The organism is Fructilactobacillus cliffordii (assembly GCF_024029355.1).
Taxonomy (GTDB): Bacteria; Bacillota; Bacilli; order Lactobacillales; family Lactobacillaceae; genus Fructilactobacillus; species Fructilactobacillus cliffordii.
Genome location: NZ_CP097117.1, coordinates 217,039 through 233,665, shown reverse-complemented (window position 1 = coordinate 233,665; position 16,627 = coordinate 217,039). Strand labels below are relative to the sequence as shown.

Genomic DNA, 16,627 nt, shown 5'->3' with positions numbered 1-16,627 from the left:
AAATTGGGCGTTGACTTCCTGGGTCATAATCAATATAATTACTACTGTTAATATTGTCGCAGTAGCCCAGTTGGATAGAGCAACGGTCTTCTAAACCGTAGGTCGAGCGTTCGAGTCGCTCCTGCGACATTCTTAATCACTTCTAACATTTTAGAAGTGATTTTTTTATTTAGTTGACAGTTATGGTAAATTTCGCTATACTTTCATTGTTGTACTTGTGGACTTCCACAGCTACAACCGCACAGTGTAAGTAAATTAAGTCCTGAAACGGCGCTTATCTCTGGCGAGTCTAAGCAATTAATAGAGGAGGTGCATTTGAATGTACGCAATTATCGTTACTGGTGGTAAACAATACAAAGTCGCCGAAGGTGAAAGTATTTTTGTTGAAAAACTAGACGCCGAAGCAGGTGACAAGGTTACGTTTGACCAAGTTATTTTCGTTGGTGGAGACAATCCTAAGGTTGGAACTCCATTAGTTGATGGTGCTTCTGTAGAAGGCTCAGTTGAAAAACAAGGCAAGAACAAGAAGATTACCATTTTCCGTTACAAACCAAAGAAGGGGGCCCAATCAAAGAAGGGTCACCGTCAACCTTACACGAAAGTTAAGATTGAAAAAGTAAATGCTTAATCATGATTAGGGCTCATTTTGATACTAATCACGATGTAATTGCCGGATTTGAACTATCCGGACATGCCGATTCTGGAGAATACGGTCATGACATTGTTTGTGCCGCTGTTTCAGCGTTAGCAATCACGACGGTTAACGGACTAGAGCAGGTTGCTGGATTACAGCCAGCAATTACTCATAACGAAACCGATGGTGGTTATCTGAGCGTTTCGTTAACGGAACCACAGCAAGCTAACGTGGCCGGTCAAACGTTATTACAAAGCTTTGAAAATGGAATTAGTGCGATTACGGATCAATATTCTGATTTCGTAACAATTGAATAATCTCTTTATTTGGAGGTGGATGACATATGCTTAAAATGGATTTGCAATTTTTCTCTCACCATAAAACCGGTGGTTCTTCATCAAACGGTCGGGATTCTGCCGGTCGTCGATTAGGAACTAAGGCTGCTGATGGTTCATCAGTTACAACTGGATCAATTATTTACAGACAACGTGGAACTCGGATTTACCCAGGTAAGAACGTTAAACGTGGTTCAGATGATACTTTATTCGCATTAGTTGATGGAGTCGTTCGTTTTGAACGTTTGGGCAGAAGTAAGCGTCAAGTTTCTGTTTACCCAGCAACTGAAACGGTTAATAAGTAAATAAAGATTCGAGGCCCGCTTACGGCGGGCCTTTTTTATTACCGACCGGCTGTTTTACTTGCGCCCTGGTCACTAGTATTGATATGATAATGATGGATTAAACGGAGGATTACTATGGCAATTTCAACAGCAAAATTTAAAACTGGTTTAACAATTGAAGTAGACAACGCAATTTGGAAGATTATTGACTTTCAACACGTTAAACCTGGTAAAGGGGGAGCATTCGTTCGGACTAAGTTGAAGAACTTACGGACTGGTGCCGTCCAAGAAAAAACTTTCCGGTCTGGAGCCAAAGTGGAAAAGGCTGAAATCGATACCAAAAAGATGCAATACTTGTACGATGATGGGAATGGTTTAGTGTTCATGGACGTTGATACGTATGACCAAATTACGATTCCACGAGAAGCTGCTGAATCAGCAATGCCATACTTGCAACCTAACATGGAAGTGCAAATAGTCCAATACCAAGGTGAGACGATTGGAATTGAAGTTCCTAAGACAGTTACTTTAGAAGTAGCTGAAACAGAACCGGGCATTAAGGGTGACACCGCTTCTGGTGGTTCCAAACCAGCTACGATGACCACTGGTTTGACGTTACAAGTTCCTTTCTTTGTAAATCAAGGAGACAAGTTGGTCATTAACACGACCGATGGGACTTACATTTCACGGGGTAAATAACTAGAAATAATTTGGGGGGAACAGCAATGGCAACTGAAGAACAGTTTATTACGTTAGCAACAAAAAAGGATGATTTAGGTCAAATTAAAATTGCGCCCCAAGTAATTGAAGTGATTGCTGGGATTGCAGCAATTCAAGTTGAAGGAGTTAACCGAATGCAGGGGAACCTTTCCACTAGCGTCAAAGGTTTGTTTGGTAGAAAAGAACGAACCCAAGGGGTTAAACTGGTTCTCAGCGAACAAGGTGATTTAGATATTGATGTGTATGTCTATTTTAATTACGGCGTTTCTGTTCCGAAGGTAGCATTGCAGATTCAAGAACAAGTCCGGCAACAAATCCTCGTGATGACTGATTTACATGCTCAATCAGTTAACGTTCACGTGGAAGGAATTGTGCCAGAACGAACTCCCAAAGTTGATACTGATAGTTTGTTCAATAGTGATGGAGAAGACCGTGAAAATTAATCGACACCAGATTCGAGTGCTGGCCTTTCAAACGTTATTTGCTAGGGAAAATAATGTCGAAACGCAACCACAAGCATTATTTCGTGAATTAACCGATGGTAAGGTCGATCCGATGCCAGCTTACTTTTTAGAGTTGGTAAATGGGGTGCAACAACAGCAACCGGAGATTAATGAAACAATTCAAGCACATCTAGCATCCAAGTGGAAGTTAGAACGTTTGAACAAAGCGGATTTAATTATTCTTCAAATTGCTGTGTATGAAATTAAATTCAGCACTGAAGTTCCACGCAAAGTAGCGATTAACGAAGCGCTAGAATTAACGAAACAGTTTAGTGATCAACAATCGACGAACTTTGTTAATGCTGTTTTAGATCAAATTAAAAAGTAGAATCCTGCCAGTGGGTTCTACTTTTTTTTACCTTAATTTTAGGGTAATCTATGCTAAACTAAAACTAAGTTTGAAAGGGGAGGGGGTAATCATGGTCCAATTAATTGATGGTCGTAAAGCTGCACAAACGGTCAACGAAGCAACGAAACAACGAGTTAAACTGCTGAAACAACGGGGAATTATTCCTGGATTGGCGGTGGTATTGGTGGGGCATAATCAGGCCAGTGAACGTTATGTGCGTATGAAGGAAAAACAAGCGCAAAAATTGGGAATTTACTCCGTGTTAAAACAGCTCCCAGAAGACATCAGTGAAGTAGCATTATTGGAAATTATTTCCGTCTTGAATCACGATGATCGTATTAATGCCATTTTAGTACAGTCACCATTACCAGCGCACTTAGATGAAACTAAGGTCATTGCAACCATTGATCCGAACAAGGACGTTGATGGCTTTCATCCGGTCAACGTGGGGAAATTGTACTTGAATTTACCGGGCCCGTACCCGGTGGCCTGTACTCCGCGGGGCGTGATGACCTTGTTAGAGTTTAACCAGATTCCAGTTAAAGGGGCCAACGTAGTCATGATTGGCAAGAGCTCAATCGTGGGTAAGCCCCTCGCAGCCTTACTGTTGAATGCAGGGGCTACGGTATCAGTGCTACACAGCCAAACTCGTGACCGCCAGGATTTTCTCAAAACTGCAGATATTGTGATTTCAGCGGTGGGAAAAGCGCATTTCTTAAATGATGCTGATTTTCAGCCGCAAACCACGGTAATTGACGTAGGCCAAAATCTGGACGAAAACGGACAACTTGTGGGAGACGTTGATTATCCGACGGAACCCACTAATATTAGAAGCATTACTCCAGTTCCTGGAGGAGTAGGACCGATGACAATTGCCACTTTAATGCAACAAACGGTAGAAATGAGTGAATGGGGACTTTAGATGCAACAGGAATATTTAACGGTTACGGCCCTAAATCAATACATTAAACAAAAATTTGATCGCGACCCGTACTTAAAACGAGTCTACTTGACGGGGGAAATCTCAAACTGGCGTAAGCGTCCCGGTCACCAATACTTTAGTGTCAAGGATGACCAGTCGGTGATTAGTGCCGTGATGTGGAAAGGTCAGTTTGCCAAGGTCAAGTTTGAACCGGAAGAAGGAATGAAGGTTTTAATTACCGGTCGGATTTCGACCTTTCCGCGTAGTGGACAGTACCAAATTTACGTGGAAGGCATGGAACCAGATGGGGTCGGAAATCTGTACGTAGCCTATGAACAATTGAAACAAAAGCTTTATCAAGAGGGATTATTTGCGCCAGAACACAAACAGCCGTTACCAAATTATCCGCGACGAATTGCGGTTGTGACTTCCCAGAGTGGAGCGGTGATTAGGGATATTATTGATGCCGTCCGGAAACGCGATCCCAAGGTCCAGGTAGTTCTGTTCCCCGCCGCTGTGCAGGGTGAAAATGCTGCAGCAGAAATTGTATCCCAAATTGAACGGGTTAATCAGTTAGGCGACTTTGACACGTTAATCATCGGCCGTGGTGGGGGTTCGATTGAAGATCTTTGGCCCTTTAATGAGGAGGTTGTGGCACGAGCAATTTACGCGAGTCAAATTCCGATTATTTCTTCCGTGGGGCACCAAACGGACAACACGATTGCAGATTTTGTTGCAGATGTCAGAGCATCGACCCCTACTCAGGCTGGTGTATTAGCAACTCCTGTTTTGAGCGACGTTTTAGCCCAGTTACGGACCGCACAAACCACGTTGGAAAGCAGTATGAATCACATTTTACAGTTGCAACAACAACGTTTAGATCAACTGCGTCAAACTTACGTGTTCCAGCAGCCCCAGCGGTTGTACGAAACTTACACTCAGCAACGGGACCAATTGACCGAACGCTTACAACAAGAAATGCGGCGGATTTTAACGGAGCGACAGAACCAACTGGCATTAGCAAGTAGTAATTTGAAATCTAACTCACCTCAAAATCTGATTCAGCAAAATCAACGGGAACTAACTTACCAACGCGAAAATTTGCGCCAAGCCATGACGGCCAATTTACAACGACAACAAGAACAACTCCGTGGCAACGTTGCTGCCTTGGACCATCTTAGTCCGCTTAAAATTATGAGTCGGGGATATAGCCTGGTTCACGATGACCAGCACCAACTAGTGAAGTCGGTGACTCAGGTTAAACTAGGCGATCAGTTGACGGTTGCCTTTAGCGATGGAACCGCCGTTACTAACGTGCAACGGGTTATGAAAGCAAAAGGAGATCATCATGACAACTAATAAACCAACCTTTGAAGACAACATGCAACGCCTCGAACAAATTGTCCAGGAACTCCAAAATGGAAACGTTCCCTTGGAAAAAGCGCTCAGTGAATTCCAAACGGGAGTCAAATTGAGCCAAGCAATGCAACAAACGTTACAAAATGCGGAAGATACGCTCACCAAGATGATGACCCCGGATGGTGAGGAAGTTTCGTTTACCCGGGATAAGGGTTATGAAAAACAAGCTAAAAATGAAAAGCAAGATGATGAGGATGTACCATTCTAATGGACCAAAAAATAACCACGTTAGCCGCGTTGACGCAGCATTATCGACCACAGATTGAAGCGGAATTAACTAGGATTTTAGACCACGAAAGCACGGAGCAAACGTTGCAGCAATCGTTGCGTTATTCGTTACTGGCCGGAGGAAAACGCCTTCGTCCTCTGCTAACGTTAGCGACCTTGCTTACCTGCGATGAAACCATTACGGAGGAACGTCTTCAAGCCAGTGTGGCGGTCGAAATGATTCACACTTATTCGTTGATTCACGATGACTTACCAGCGATGGATGATAGTGATTACCGACGAGGAAAATTAGCCAATCACAAGCAATTTGGGGAGGCTCAGGCGATTTTAACCGGGGGTGGTTTATTGACGGATGCCTTTAACGTGTTAGCCACTAGCGGGCTGCCCGCAAATCAAATTATTGAATTGGTCGACCGGTTAGCGCTAGCAGCAGGATCTCGTGGCATGGTTGCCGGACAAGTCATTGACATGGAAGCAACAGGACTGCAATTGTCTTTGGTAGAACTGCAGGATTTGGACCGTAAAAAAACTGGAGCATTATTTCACTACAGTGTGTTGGCTGGAGCCATTATGGCCAACGTCACTGAAAATCAGCGTCAGCATTTAGCTGACTTTGCAGGAAAGTTTGGATTAGCCTTTCAAATTTATGATGATTTAATGGACGAACAGGCAGGAACTGATGAAGACGAGGGCAAGAATAGTTATGCGCATCTTCTCGGACGTAAGCAGGCTCAACAGGTCTTACAGGAAACGATTGCCGAAGGAGAATCAGCTTTAGATGCAGTGCCTCATGCTGATTTATTGCGGAGCTTTTTAACGTATTTCAAAGGATAGGAATGGATGCATGGCAAAGGAAAAAGAACGAATTGACGTTCTCTTAGTAAAACAAGGATTATTTACGAGTCGGGAACAAGCCAAACGAGCTGTAATGGCGGGCGAAGTTTTAGATGAAAAGGAACAACGCTTAGATAAGCCCGGAGTTAAAATTCCTAGTGAAACCCAGCTTCATTTAAAGGGAAACGTGATGCCGTATGTGAGTCGAGGCGGTTTGAAGCTGGCCAAAGCACTCGATCGTTTTAAAATTTCCGTGGTGAATCAGATTGTTTTAGACATCGGTTCTTCTACCGGGGGCTTTACGGACGTGATGTTGCAAAATGGGGCGCGGTTAAGCTACGCATTAGACGTAGGGACCAATCAATTGGTGTGGAAATTACGCACGGATCCGCGGGTAATTGTGATGGAAAACACTAATTTTCGTTACAGTAAACCGGAAGATTTTACCGCGGGACAACCAGCCTTTGCGTCAATTGACGTTTCGTTTATTTCGTTACGGCTCATCTTGGGACCACTGCACCCCATTTTACAGCCAGGAGGAGAAGTGGTGGCGCTGATTAAACCTCAATTTGAAGCAGGGCGAGAACATGTCGGCAAACACGGAATCGTTCGCGACCCAGCAGTGCATCGCGAAGTGATTGAAAACGTCTTTTCATATGCCGTAGCAGCCGGTTTTTCTGTGTTAAACCTTGATTTTTCTCCGATTACTGGTGGTGAAGGGAACGTGGAATTTTTAGTGCATTTAAAGGTAAGTGACACGCCTACCATCAACGAAGCAATCTCTATCCCAGCTGTTCAAGATCAGGCCTATAAAACGTTACGAAAGTAAAAACGAACTTTTAAGGGTTCTTAAAGAAGGTGATTAAGTGCTAAAGGAGATTTCAATTAAAGACTTTGCAATTATTGACCAATTGGCCGTCAACTTTGACACTGGTATGACGGTGTTAACTGGAGAAACCGGGGCCGGAAAGTCCATCATCATCGATGCCGTGGGCTTACTAGCTGGAGGCCGAGGCTCACAGCATTTCATCCGGACGGGTGCTAATAAGGCTGTTTTGCAGGGCTTGTTTCTAGTGCCGCAAGGTGGAATTGCCGAGCAAAAGTTAGATGAATTTGGAATTGATCACAGTGATGACAACATTATTTTGCAACGGGAACTTTATCGAAACGGGCGGAATATTTGCCGGGTAAATGGGATGTTGGTGAATACTACCACCCTGAAAAAAATTGGGGAAACGTTGGTTGATATTTATGGACAAAACGAACATCAGGCGTTGATGCAAGCGGACCAGCACATGGACTTACTGGATGAATTTATTGGCAATCAATTACGGCCGACCCTTTCTGAATATCAAACAGATTTTCGTAAGTACCAAAAGTTAACTAAAGAACTTCGTAATCAGAGTCAAAACGAAAAAGCGCGCGCCCAGCGATTTGATATGTTACAGTATCAGGTTAACGAGATTGAAAAGGCCGACCTCACAGCAGGGGAAGAAGAAGAATTACTAAAAGAACGGGACCGGCTCAATAACTTCCAAACGATTAGCAATAGTTTAAATCAAAGCCTGGCTGACATTGAAGGGGACGAGACAATTAGTCCGCTTGATATGATTGGTGATTCCATGAGCGCGATTGAAGCCGTGGAACGGCTAGGAGACGAGTTTAAACAGATTGCCGAAAACGTGAAGGGCGCCTACTACATGTTGCAGGATGCCACGGGAGAAATTGCGAACCAACTTGATTCCTTGGAATTTGATCAGTCCCGTCTGGATGAAGTGGAAGCCCGGTTAAACACTATTTTTGAATTAAAGCGGAAATACGGTGATTCTGTCGAACAAATTTTAGCTTACTATGACAAAATTTCTGCGGAGCTGGCCGACATGCAAGCTGAAAACAACAGTGGCAATGACCTAGAGACGCAGCTTAAAACCGTGGAAACCGGATTGAATCAACTGGGAGCTAAACTACTACAAATTAGACACCAAGGTGCCAAAGAATTGACCCATGCAATTCAGCAACAACTGGCCGATCTTTATATGGGCAAAACCGAATTTGAGGTTCGGTTTAATAGCCTGCCAGCCGGTCATTTTAATGCCAATGGAATTGAAACCGCTGAGTTTTACCTGCGGACTAATCCGGGTGAAGCCATGCTTCCCCTTAATAAAATTGCGTCTGGGGGAGAATTATCCCGGATTATGTTAGCGTTAAAAACGATTTTTTCCAAGGTGCAAGGGGTAACGTCCATTATCTTTGACGAAGTGGATACTGGAGTATCGGGTCGGGTCGCCCAAGCAATTGCAGATAAGATTCACGGGATTAGTCTGAAGTCGCAGGCATTGTGTATTACCCACTTGCCGCAAGTGGCAGCGATGGCGGATCATCAGGATTACATTGAAAAACACGTCGACAAGCAGGGTCGTACGGAAACGAGTATCGAACCGATTACAGGTAAACAGCGGGTTGATGAATTAGCGCGGATGCTAGCTGGGACAACTGTGACAAAGTTAACGATTGAACATGCACAAGAACTGTTGAAATTAGCTGAAAAGGCCAAGCAAGCCGGGGCATAATGCTGTTGATTATTTTGAAAAAAACCGCCATAATACCAATAATAAGTATTTTGATGAAGGAGCGGTTTAATTGACAAAAAGAGGGATGTTAATTGTCCTTTCTGGTCCATCAGGGGTTGGAAAGGGAACGGTACGTAAGGCACTGTTTGAGGATTCAAGCGTGGATTTTAACTATTCGATTTCCATGACGACGAGACAACCACGTGACGGCGAACAAAATGGGGTTGACTATTACTTTGTCTCTAAAACGGAATTTGAAGATCACATTAAAAATGGTGAGATGTTAGAGTATGCCAAGTACGTTGATAATTACTACGGAACACCATTAAACTATGTGAACCAGCAATTAGAGGCGGGTCACGATGTGTTTCTAGAAATTGAAGTTAACGGGGCCTTACAGGTTCGGGCGAACTGCCCCGACGGCATCTTTATTTTCCTGACTCCTCCAGACATCAAAGAATTGCGGAGTCGGCTGGTTGGTCGAGGGACCGACGCCCTAGAGGTAATTAACAAGCGGATTCAGACGGCCAGCAAAGAAATTCATATGATGCAAAACTATGATTATGCCGTGGTAAATGATAAAATTGAAAACGCTGTTAATCAGATTAAAGATATCGTTCGAAGTGAACGCTTAAAAGTCAAACGAGTAATGCCAGATTATTTGGATAGTTTAGGAGATGAAATCTAATGTTATATCCATCAATTGATGATTTGTTAAAAATCGTGGATTCCCGTTACTCACTGGTCATGTTGGCCAGTAAACGGGCAGAAGAATTAGACCAAGGAGCTGCTCCCTTACTTAGTCACTATCAAAATTCCAAGTCCGTGGGAAAAGCCTTAGAAGAAATTGCGGCCGGAGTTTTAAAGATTGAAAACTAAGCCTAATTAGAACAAAAAAGACCATACGTAGTGGGATGCCTAGGGCGCCTGGCGTAGTGGTCTTTTTTATTAATGGGACAGTTAATTCGGTATAATAAGATTAACGAATGACATGGGGTGAACTATGGACGGGAAAAAAATCACGTTATACGTAACGGGAAGCATTGCGGCCTATAAAGCGGTTTATTTGTTGCGACTCTTAATCAAAGCCGGGGCAGAAGTGCGCGTGGTAATGACAACGGCTGCCACCCGCTTTGTTACGCCCCTGACGTTTCAAACGCTTGCGCAACATCATGTCCTGACCGATGCGGATTGGGACCAAACTGGGGTGGTTCACGTTGAAACGGCTCAATGGGGAGATCTAAACGTTGTGGTACCGGCTTCTGCCGACTTCATTGCGAAGGCTGCCACTGGAATCGCTGATTCCATGGCAACGACCACTTTCTTAGCAGCTCCGGCGCCAAAACTGGTAGTGCCGGCCATGAACGATGGGATGTGGAATAATCCCGCCACCCAAAGAAATTTAACGCAACTTCGCCAAGATGGGATTCATACGTTGAGCCCTGATTCTGGATTTTTAGCCGAAGGATACGCGGCTAAGGGACGAATGCCTGAACCAGAAGTTATCGCGACTGAAATCGAAAAATTATTTACTAACGAGCAAGACTGGCAGGGGAAACGAGTTTTGATTACGGCCGGTGGAACCCGTGAAGATTTGGACCCAGTTCGTTATCTTTCCAATCGTTCTTCGGGAAAGATGGGCTATGAACTAGCGCGAGCTGCCCAAGCCCACGGGGCTGAAGTGACGCTGATTAGTGCCAACGTGACGCTGCCAACCCCACCGGGAGTTAAACTCGTTCGGGTGCGAACGGCTCAAGATTTAGCAATTCAACTACAAACGTTGTTTCCCCAAACAGATGTCTTGCTCATGGCGGCTGCTGTAAGCGATTTCCGTCCAGCTCAGGTTTTCCCACAAAAGATCAAGAAAACAACGGAGGACGCCCATTTAACGTTAGAATTAGAAGCTAATCCAGATTTACTAAAGTTAGTAGCAACGCAAAAAAAGCCGGGCCAATTAGTGGTAGGGTTTGCCGCAGAAACCGAGGATTTAAAGCAAAATGCGGCTCGAAAGTTAACTAACAAGAAGGCTGATTTTATTATTCTCAATGACGTGGGGAACCCTCAGATTGGTTTTAACGCAGATGATAATCAAGTGACGATTATTGGTGCGAATGGGTTTGAAACCCAAACTCCAGTCGAATCCAAATCAGCAATTGCAGAGCGCATTTTAGCCGTGCTAAAGAAAACTTTTAACTAAATTAGACACTTCAAAGAAAGGGGGGTCAGTGTGACCATTGCAGAAGTAATCGTAGATGTTCCTACCCGCCAAACAAACTTTCCGTACTCCTACGTTGTGCCGGAAGCACTAACGGATGAGATTCAACCAGGGATGCGAGTGGTTGTTCCCTTTGGTAAGGGTGATCGGAAGGTTGAGGGATTTGTGGTGGGCCTGAAAGATGCCGCGGACGTAACGAAGGCTGATTTGACCAAACTCAAACCGATTGCAGGGTTAATGGACCTTAATCCCGTGGTTAATCCTGAGTTATTAGAACTGTCCCAGTGGCTTTCCGAAACGACCTATTCGTTTCGGATTAGTTGTTTGCTGACAATGCTGCCCAACGTGATGAAGGCCAAGTACCAAACGTTGGTGACACCAGTTCCGCCGGTGAAGGATTCCTGGTTGCAGGAACGCTTTGCTGTGCAGCCAGCCCTACCATTGGACCAAGAGCACTTCACCACGGCTGAATTAGCGCGGCTTACTAAGTTACGGCAGCAGGGAAAAGTGCAATTGCAGTATCAAGTGCAGAATCAGGCGAAGCGTAAAACTGAGTTGGCAGTCGTTAATCAGATTGAAGACTTTGCGGAGGTCCGGCAGTTAATTCGGAAAAACGCTACGGGTCAGTTAGCGCTCCTGAATCAGTTAGAACAACAACCCCAAACCCCGTTAAAACAACGGGATTTAGTTCAAGAACCGGGGATTACTCCAGCGGTCATTAACACGTTTCAAAAACGCGGTTGGGTTACGAAAACGGAAGTCGAAAAGTATCGTGATCCCAACAAGGAAGCGATTAAGCCGGATCAACCGAAGCCACTTACCGCGGACCAACGGCAGGCGGTTACGCAGATTAACTCCGCCGTTACGAACCACCAAGCAACTACTTTCCTATTAGAAGGAGTCACGGGTTCTGGTAAAACCGAGGTCTACTTACAGACAATTCAGTGTGCTTTAGATCAATCAGAACAGGCATTGATGCTCGTCCCAGAAATTGCTCTGACCCCCCAGATGGTGAGCCGGGTAAAAAATCGGTTCGGTAGCCAAGTGGCCATCTTACATAGTGGTCTTTCGAACGGGGAAAAATACGATGAATGGCGCCGCATCAATGAAGGTAAGGCTCAGGTAGTCGTGGGAGCCCGCTCCGCTATTTTTGCGCCCCTCGCTAAGTTAGGGTTAATTATTTTAGACGAGGAACATGATCCGAGCTATAAACAAAGCGATAATCCACGCTATCATACCCGCAACGTGGCTCTGTGGCGCTCCCGGTACCACCATTGTCCGGTGGTGCTAGGAAGTGCTACTCCGTCGTTAGAATCTCGGGCCCGTGCGGAAAAAGGTGTGTATCAGTTATTACGCTTACCCCAGCGGATTAATCAACAGCAACTGCCAGCGATTCAAATCGTGGATATGACTGATTCGGTGCAACGAACGGGAGACTTGTTTTCGAACGAGTTGATTAGCGCCATCAAAGCAACGTTACAGCGCCATGAACAGGTCGTATTAATGTTAAACCGGCGGGGCTTTTCTTCGTTCATGCTTTGTCGGGATTGCGGGTACGTATTAAAGTGTCCGCATTGTGATATTTCTTTGACCATGCATCTGGATACGCACACCATGAAATGCCATTATTGTGGTTATGAAACGGCGATTCCTAACGAATGTCCCCAGTGTCATAGTCGTAACATTCGTTACTTTGGAACGGGGACGGAAAAAGCAACTCAGCAACTGCAACAATTAGTCCCAGAAGCACGTATTCTGCGAATGGACGTGGATACGACTCGCAAAAAGGGCGCCCACCGCCGCATTTTGCATCAGTTTGGGGAACAGCAGGCCGACATCTTGTTAGGAACCCAAATGATTGCGAAGGGACTCGATTTTCCAAACGTAACGCTAGTGGGAGTTCTAAATGCCGATACCGGGTTGGATTTGCCTGATTTTCGGGCTAGTGAACGAACCTTTGATTTGTTAACGCAGGTCGCGGGACGAGCGGGACGAGCGGAAAAATCAGGACAAGTTATCATTCAAACTTTCAACCCCGAGCACTATGCGATTCAACTTGCCCAACGTCAGGATTATGAAGCGTTTTTCCACAAAGAGATGCAACTCCGCCATCTGGCCGGCTATAGTCCCTATTTCTACACCGTCTTAGTAACGGTGAGCGCCCTGCAGGAAGATGCAGCGGCGGAGGAAGCTTTACGGGTATCGAACTTGCTACAAGCAAACGTTGCTCCCCAGACCGAGTTGTTGGGACCGACACCACGACCCATTGCTCGGATTAAAAATCGGTACTATTATCAAATTATCATTAAATATAAACACGATGAGCAACTTCCAGATGCTTTGAATCGGATTCAAGCCATTTCCCAAACAGAGATCCGCAAGGGCTTTCGGATTGCCATCGACGTGGAACCACAGAGTTTTATGTAGGAGGATCAAATGCAAAAAGTAGTTTTTATGGGGACCCCGCAGTTTAGCGTTCCCATTTTATGGGCGTTAAACGAACACTACCAAGTAGAAGCAGTGGTGACCCAACCGGATCGCCCGGTCGGCCGAAAACGAAAGTTGACCGCGTCACCTGTCAAGCAAACGGCAGAGGAACTCGGGTTGCCCGTTTTACAACCCGAAAAGCTGGGTGGCAGTCCCGAGTTACAACAAGTAATTGATTTAGCTCCAGACTTTATCGTTACTGCTGCCTACGGTCAGTTTTTACCAACGAAGTTACTGCAGGCTGCCCAAATCGCAGCGGTTAATGTACACGGCTCATTACTCCCGAAGTATCGGGGAGGTGCTCCCGTTCAGTATGCAATTATGAATGGGGATGCCAAAACCGGCGTAACGATTATGTACATGGTCAAGGAAATGGATGCGGGAGACATTTTGGAACAAGCAGCCGTTCCCATCACTGATCAAGATGATACGGAATCCATGTTTCAAAAGCTCAGCATCGTGGGCCGAGACTTGTTGTTAGACACGTTGCCCAAGTTAGCCAAGCACGAAATTACGCCGCAACCCCAAGCTGAGGACCAAGTGGTATTTTCGCCCACGATTAAACGAGGGGAAGAGCAACTGGATTTCCGGCAGCCCGCGCAAAATTTGGATTGGAAGGTACGCGCTTTGCGGCCTAATCCTGGAGCTTATGCGCTAGTGGATGGAAAACGGTATAAATTTTGGGACGTCCAACCAGTGGGAAAAACCACGAATTTGGCTCCCGGACAAGTTGTCATCCGGACCAAGCACAGCCTAGAGGTTGCAGCGGGAGACCAGACCGTCTTAAAAATTAACGAATTACAGCCAGCGGGAAAACCAAGAACGACGATTCAAGCCTTTTTAAACGGGAATCAGACACTACAAACAGGAGACCAATTTATTGATGAGTACGAACAAAAGTAATCCACGCTCTCTGGCGGTGGAAACGTTAGAACGCGTGCATAACGGCGCTTATTCTAATTTACAGATTAATAACGTGATTAGCGCGTCTGAGATGTCAGAAAAAGACATCCGTTTATTTACGAACATCGTTTATGGAGTGATTCAGCATCGGCTCACCCTTAATTACTACGTGCAGCAACTGGTCAGTCACGCCGATAAGTTACAACCGTGGGTCATCGAACTCCTTGATAGTGCGATTTACCAGATGGTTTATTTGGATAAGGTTCCCAACCGGGCAATTTTTGATGAATCCATTAAAATTGCTAAACAACGTGGTCATGATGGGATTCGAAGGTTAGTTACGGGGGTTTTGCATACGATTGCGCGGCGGGGATTACCCGATCTGCAACAAATTAAAGATCCCGTCGAACGGCTTTCAATTTCGGTTAGTGTACCGGTTTGGTTGGTTAAAACCCTTACGAATCAACTAGGTCAAACTAAAGCAGAGCACCTGCTAGCCACCATTAACCAACCGGCGAACCAATCAATTCGGGTCAACCGGGTGAAGACCACGCCCGCTGAACTGCAGAGTCAGTTAGAAGCAGAAGGGTTTACGGTACGACCGAGTGTCATTGCCGCCGACGCACTCGTATTAAGTCATGGCGTGGCCGCTCATTCTGCTTTATTTAAAGCTGGGTTGTACACGATTCAGGATGAAAGTGCAATGTTACCGGTCCAAGCGTTACCGTTAGCTGAAAGTGATGTTGTGCTGGATGCTTGTGCAGCACCGGGAGGGAAGACCACCCAAATTGCTGAGCGGTTGACCACGGGGAAGGTTGTTGCGTTAGATCTTCACGAAAAAAAGCTCAAGAAGATTCAGGAAAACGCGCAGCGGCTTGGAGTTAGCGACCGGATTACCACGCAGGCATTAGACGCCCGTCGGGTCACAACTGAATTTGCTCCCCAAACCTTTGATCACATTTTGGTGGATGCCCCATGTTCTGGGATTGGTCTGATCCGGCGCAAACCCGAAATTCGGTACGAAAAGACGCTGGCGGATGTGGAAAAATTAGCCAATATCCAACAAGCGATTTTAGATGCAGTAGCACCGACGTTGAAAGTGGGAGGCATGCTAATGTACAGCACCTGTACGATCTTAGATCAAGAAAACATGGCGAACGTGCAGGGGTTTTTAGCAACGCATCCTAATTTTGAAGCAGTTTACGTAACGACTAAGCATGATTTAAAGGCTGGGCGAACCGAACCGGAGTTGAAAATTTATCCGGATGATTATGGTTCAGACGGTTTCTTCGTCGCAGGCTTGAGAAAGGTGTCAGAATGACAGACGTTCAAAAGGGCAAAATTTATCAATCACTGAGCGGTTTTTACGACATTGTTTTGAACGGGAAAACCTTTCGGACCCGAGCTCGGGGTAATTTTCGTAAGCACCAAATTAAACCACTAGTTGGTGACTGGGTGGAGTTTACGGCTCCCAATCAACATGAGGGATATGTGTTAAAGGTCTTACCGCGTTTTAACGAGCTGGTTCGGCCTCCAATTGCGAATACAGATCAGGCGTTTGTGGTTACATCAGCGGTAGAACCAGATTTTTCGGCTAGTTTACTAGATAAAGAACTGGTTGCTCTAGAACGAGAACACATTCAACCAATCCTGGTGTTCACCAAGGTAGATCTACTGTCAGAAACCGTCAAGCCGCACTTTTTACAAATCGTCAAAAACTATCAGCAATTGGTGGGATATCCGACCATCATTGCAACCGATCCGGAGGCAGATACCCAGCTGCTTTCCCGTCTAATTGATAAACAGACGGTCGTGATGGGTCAAACCGGAGCCGGAAAATCGACCCTCTTAAATCACTTGGATCCGGAATTAAACCTCACAACCGGAGAGATTTCGCAGGCGTTGAGTCGGGGTAAGCACACCACTAGAAAAGTTTCGTTGGTTACCATTAATGGGGGGGTAGTTGCTGATACCCCGGGCTTTTCTTCCTTTGAAACCATGGACATTCAACCGACCGAATTAAAAAATTATTATCCAGACTTTGTTCGTGTTGCCGTGAACTGTAAATTCCGGGAGTGCGTGCACATTAACGAACCGGATTGCGCCGTGAAGCAGGGGGTAAAAAATGGTACAATTTTAACGAGCCGATATGAAGATTATGTCGACCAGTATCAAACCATTAAGGCCCAAAAACCGGTCTACCGACGGAAAAGAGGAAATTAAT

19 protein-coding genes, 1 tRNA gene and 1 other annotated feature are annotated in these 16,627 nt (G+C 45.4%); all 20 genes read left to right on the top strand.

Annotated features, from left to right (window positions below; genetic code table 11):
- Window positions 1–55 precede the first annotated feature (55 nt).
- Window positions 56–129: transfer RNA gene (locus M3M38_RS01150), tRNA-Arg, on the top strand.
- Between the two features lie 96 nt (window positions 130–225).
- Window positions 226–301, top strand: a sequence feature (ribosomal protein L21 leader region).
- Window positions 302–319: 18 nt separating this feature from the next.
- Window positions 320–628, top strand: coding sequence for a 50S ribosomal protein L21 (rplU, locus tag M3M38_RS01145; RefSeq protein WP_252767261.1), 309 nt, complete (start codon window positions 320–322; stop codon window positions 626–628).
- 2 nt (window positions 629–630) lie between these two features.
- A complete protein-coding gene (locus M3M38_RS01140) occupies window positions 631–951 on the top strand; it encodes a ribosomal-processing cysteine protease Prp (RefSeq protein ID WP_252814404.1) in 321 nt (106 codons plus the stop codon).
- 26 nt (window positions 952–977) lie between these two features.
- The gene (rpmA, locus tag M3M38_RS01135) at window positions 978–1,274 is read left to right on the top strand and encodes a 50S ribosomal protein L27 (protein ID WP_252767259.1); all 297 of its coding nucleotides are present in this window, start codon (window positions 978–980) and stop codon (window positions 1,272–1,274) included.
- A 114-nt stretch (window positions 1,275–1,388) separates the two neighbouring features.
- Window positions 1,389–1,952 (top strand): elongation factor P, encoded by a 564-nt coding sequence (efp, locus tag M3M38_RS01130; protein WP_252795631.1) that lies wholly within the window; start codon window positions 1,389–1,391, stop codon window positions 1,950–1,952.
- 26 nt (window positions 1,953–1,978) lie between these two features.
- Complete coding sequence (locus tag M3M38_RS01125) at window positions 1,979–2,416, top strand: Asp23/Gls24 family envelope stress response protein (RefSeq protein WP_252767257.1); 438 nt, start codon at window positions 1,979–1,981, stop codon at window positions 2,414–2,416.
- Window positions 2,406–2,804 carry a transcription antitermination factor NusB gene (gene nusB, locus M3M38_RS01120; protein ID WP_252767256.1) on the top strand — a complete coding sequence of 133 codons (399 nt, stop codon included), beginning with the start codon at window positions 2,406–2,408 and terminating at the stop codon, window positions 2,802–2,804. The genes M3M38_RS01125 and nusB overlap by 11 nt, the downstream gene beginning before the upstream one ends.
- A gap of 91 nt (window positions 2,805–2,895) precedes the next feature.
- Entirely contained in the window at window positions 2,896–3,747 is an 852-nt protein-coding gene (locus M3M38_RS01115; protein ID WP_252814402.1) for a bifunctional 5,10-methylenetetrahydrofolate dehydrogenase/5,10-methenyltetrahydrofolate cyclohydrolase, read from the top strand.
- Window positions 3,748–5,106 (top strand): exodeoxyribonuclease VII large subunit, encoded by a 1,359-nt coding sequence (gene xseA / locus M3M38_RS01110; RefSeq protein ID WP_252814401.1) that lies wholly within the window; start codon window positions 3,748–3,750, stop codon window positions 5,104–5,106. It abuts the gene before it with no gap.
- Window positions 5,096–5,374: an exodeoxyribonuclease VII small subunit gene (locus M3M38_RS01105; RefSeq protein WP_252814400.1), complete on the top strand. Its 279-nt coding sequence runs from the start codon at window positions 5,096–5,098 to the stop codon at window positions 5,372–5,374. Before xseA ends, M3M38_RS01105 begins: the two co-directional genes overlap by 11 nt.
- Window positions 5,374–6,228 carry a polyprenyl synthetase family protein gene (locus M3M38_RS01100; protein ID WP_252814398.1) on the top strand — a complete coding sequence of 285 codons (855 nt, stop codon included), beginning with the start codon at window positions 5,374–5,376 and terminating at the stop codon, window positions 6,226–6,228. The genes M3M38_RS01105 and M3M38_RS01100 overlap by 1 nt, the downstream gene beginning before the upstream one ends.
- Before the next feature lie 10 nt (window positions 6,229–6,238).
- Complete coding sequence (locus tag M3M38_RS01095; protein ID WP_252767251.1) at window positions 6,239–7,057, top strand: TlyA family RNA methyltransferase; 819 nt, start codon at window positions 6,239–6,241, stop codon at window positions 7,055–7,057.
- A 37-nt stretch (window positions 7,058–7,094) separates the two neighbouring features.
- Window positions 7,095–8,798: a DNA repair protein RecN gene (gene recN, locus M3M38_RS01090; RefSeq protein ID WP_252814396.1), complete on the top strand. Its 1,704-nt coding sequence runs from the start codon at window positions 7,095–7,097 to the stop codon at window positions 8,796–8,798.
- A gap of 70 nt (window positions 8,799–8,868) precedes the next feature.
- A complete protein-coding gene (gene gmk / locus M3M38_RS01085) occupies window positions 8,869–9,486 on the top strand; it encodes a guanylate kinase (protein ID WP_252814394.1) in 618 nt (205 codons plus the stop codon).
- On the top strand, window positions 9,486–9,677 hold the full coding sequence (gene rpoZ / locus M3M38_RS01080; protein WP_252767248.1) for a DNA-directed RNA polymerase subunit omega: 192 nt from the start codon (window positions 9,486–9,488) through the stop codon (window positions 9,675–9,677). Before gmk ends, rpoZ begins: the two co-directional genes overlap by 1 nt.
- 124 nt (window positions 9,678–9,801) lie before the next feature.
- Window positions 9,802–10,995: a bifunctional phosphopantothenoylcysteine decarboxylase/phosphopantothenate--cysteine ligase CoaBC gene (gene coaBC, locus M3M38_RS01075; protein WP_252814392.1), complete on the top strand. Its 1,194-nt coding sequence runs from the start codon at window positions 9,802–9,804 to the stop codon at window positions 10,993–10,995.
- A 30-nt stretch (window positions 10,996–11,025) separates the two neighbouring features.
- On the top strand, window positions 11,026–13,440 hold the full coding sequence (priA, locus tag M3M38_RS01070; protein WP_252814391.1) for a primosomal protein N': 2,415 nt from the start codon (window positions 11,026–11,028) through the stop codon (window positions 13,438–13,440).
- Between the two features lie 9 nt (window positions 13,441–13,449).
- Window positions 13,450–14,403 (top strand): methionyl-tRNA formyltransferase, encoded by a 954-nt coding sequence (fmt, locus tag M3M38_RS01065; RefSeq protein WP_252814389.1) that lies wholly within the window; start codon window positions 13,450–13,452, stop codon window positions 14,401–14,403.
- On the top strand, window positions 14,384–15,724 hold the full coding sequence (gene rsmB, locus M3M38_RS01060; RefSeq protein ID WP_252814387.1) for a 16S rRNA (cytosine(967)-C(5))-methyltransferase RsmB: 1,341 nt from the start codon (window positions 14,384–14,386) through the stop codon (window positions 15,722–15,724). The genes fmt and rsmB overlap by 20 nt, the downstream gene beginning before the upstream one ends.
- The gene (gene rsgA / locus M3M38_RS01055; RefSeq protein WP_252814385.1) at window positions 15,721–16,626 is read left to right on the top strand and encodes a ribosome small subunit-dependent GTPase A; all 906 of its coding nucleotides are present in this window, start codon (window positions 15,721–15,723) and stop codon (window positions 16,624–16,626) included. Before rsmB ends, rsgA begins: the two co-directional genes overlap by 4 nt.
- Window position 16,627: the final 1 nt, after the last annotated feature.

Coding starts and splice junctions, on each gene's coding strand:
- rplU (WP_252767261.1), top strand. CDS start 320: ATGTACGCAATTATCGTTACTGGTGGTAAACAATACAAAGTCGCCGAA.
- M3M38_RS01140 (WP_252814404.1), top strand. CDS start 631: ATGATTAGGGCTCATTTTGATACTAATCACGATGTAATTGCCGGATTT.
- rpmA (WP_252767259.1), top strand. CDS start 978: ATGCTTAAAATGGATTTGCAATTTTTCTCTCACCATAAAACCGGTGGT.
- efp (WP_252795631.1), top strand. CDS start 1,389: ATGGCAATTTCAACAGCAAAATTTAAAACTGGTTTAACAATTGAAGTA.
- M3M38_RS01125 (WP_252767257.1), top strand. CDS start 1,979: ATGGCAACTGAAGAACAGTTTATTACGTTAGCAACAAAAAAGGATGAT.
- M3M38_RS01115 (WP_252814402.1), top strand. CDS start 2,896: ATGGTCCAATTAATTGATGGTCGTAAAGCTGCACAAACGGTCAACGAA.
- xseA (WP_252814401.1), top strand. CDS start 3,748: ATGCAACAGGAATATTTAACGGTTACGGCCCTAAATCAATACATTAAA.
- M3M38_RS01105 (WP_252814400.1), top strand. CDS start 5,096: ATGACAACTAATAAACCAACCTTTGAAGACAACATGCAACGCCTCGAA.
- M3M38_RS01100 (WP_252814398.1), top strand. CDS start 5,374: ATGGACCAAAAAATAACCACGTTAGCCGCGTTGACGCAGCATTATCGA.
- M3M38_RS01095 (WP_252767251.1), top strand. CDS start 6,239: ATGGCAAAGGAAAAAGAACGAATTGACGTTCTCTTAGTAAAACAAGGA.
- rpoZ (WP_252767248.1), top strand. CDS start 9,486: ATGTTATATCCATCAATTGATGATTTGTTAAAAATCGTGGATTCCCGT.
- coaBC (WP_252814392.1), top strand. CDS start 9,802: ATGGACGGGAAAAAAATCACGTTATACGTAACGGGAAGCATTGCGGCC.
- fmt (WP_252814389.1), top strand. CDS start 13,450: ATGCAAAAAGTAGTTTTTATGGGGACCCCGCAGTTTAGCGTTCCCATT.
- rsmB (WP_252814387.1), top strand. CDS start 14,384: ATGAGTACGAACAAAAGTAATCCACGCTCTCTGGCGGTGGAAACGTTA.
- rsgA (WP_252814385.1), top strand. CDS start 15,721: ATGACAGACGTTCAAAAGGGCAAAATTTATCAATCACTGAGCGGTTTT.